1 protein-coding gene is annotated in these 1382 nt (G+C 42.1%); it reads left to right on the top strand.

What is annotated here, in order from left to right; all coding sequences use genetic code 11:
• Positions 1-125 precede the first annotated feature (125 nt).
• Positions 126-1343, top strand: a complete 1218-nt coding sequence (locus ACM0OP_RS24110; protein ID WP_414530935.1) for an ISAs1 family transposase — start codon at positions 126-128, stop codon at positions 1341-1343.
• Positions 1344-1382: the final 39 nt, after the last annotated feature.

Below are 1382 nucleotides of genomic sequence, written 5' to 3'. Positions count from 1 at the left end.
CAGGGTCAGCGCATCTCAAACCCTGTTGACAAGAGGACTTGCCTAATCAGCAATCAAGTGGGAAACAAAGTGGCACTATCCGAGGTAGGGTAAAATTTAATCCATCTAGGTGCAAGGTTCGAGTCATGGCAACAGGATTTGAAAACAAGAAAAGCAAAACCAAAGCATCTTTTACCGACAGTGTAAATAGCAAAGACATTACGACTAAGTTTCAGGAATACTTTACACAAATAAAAGACCCCAGAGTGGAAAGGACAAGATACCATTTACTCACAGATATCATCGGCATAGCGATTTTGGCAGTAATAGCAGGAGCGCAAGGTTGGGAAGATATTGAGGAGTACGGAATCAGTAAACAGGAGTGGTTAAAAACATTTTTGCAACTACCATTCGGAATACCCAGTCCCGATACTTTTAGGAGAGTGTTTGAGAGAATTAACCCAAAAGAATTTGAGCAATGTTTTCGGCAATGGGTACAATCATTAGTTGAGAAATTGGGAGTAGAAGTAGTAGCCATAGATGGCAAAACTCATAGAGGCTCATATGACAGGGAATCTCAGCTAAAAGCTTTACACACAGTCAGTGCATGGTCAAGTGAACACCGTTTGGTCTTGGGACAAACAAAAGTCAGTGATAAATCTAATGAAATCACCGCAATTCCAGCACTGTTAGAAATGCTAGACATCTCTGGCTGCATCATTACTATTGATGCAATGGGTACTCAAAAATCGATTGCCCAGAAAATTATTGCGGCTGATGCGGATTATATTCTGAGCCTGAAAGATAATCATCCTACACTGCATCAGCAAGTCAAAACTTGGTTTGAAACAACCCAGTCCAATGGATTTAAAGATGTTGATGTGAGTAGGAGTCAACGGATAGAAAAAGGACATCACCGCATTGAGAATCGTCAGGTTTACACCGTACCAGTGTCACAACTTCCTGCACTTCATGAACAAGATTTGTGGACAGGACTCACAACAGTCGTGATGGTAGTGCGTTCGATTCAGCATTGGAATAAAACTACCCAGGAGGTGCAATTTTACATTACTAGTCTTGCCAGTGATGCCCACAAAATTGGTAGTGCAATTCGACAGCATTGGGGTATTGAAAATTCTGTTCATTGGACATTAGATGTCACTTTCAATGAGGATGAATGTCGAATTCGTTCTCTGCACAGTCCACAGAATTTTTCTTTGCTACGTCGCATTGCTCTTAATGCCTTAGAGCGAGAATCCTCTTTCCGCCGTAGTATTCGCCAAAAGTCACGGCGAGCCGCTATGAATGATCAGTATATGCTTTCTGTTTTGGCCGCATCTGTCCCAAATTCAATCCTCTCCTAGAATCCCACTGTCAATAGGGTTTGAGACGCGCTAACCCTG

It is taken from the genome of Nodularia chucula CCY0103 (assembly GCF_963923915.1).
Taxonomy (GTDB): domain Bacteria; phylum Cyanobacteriota; class Cyanobacteriia; order Cyanobacteriales; family Nostocaceae; genus Nodularia; species Nodularia chucula.
This window is presented reverse-complemented; position numbering and strand designations above follow the sequence as displayed.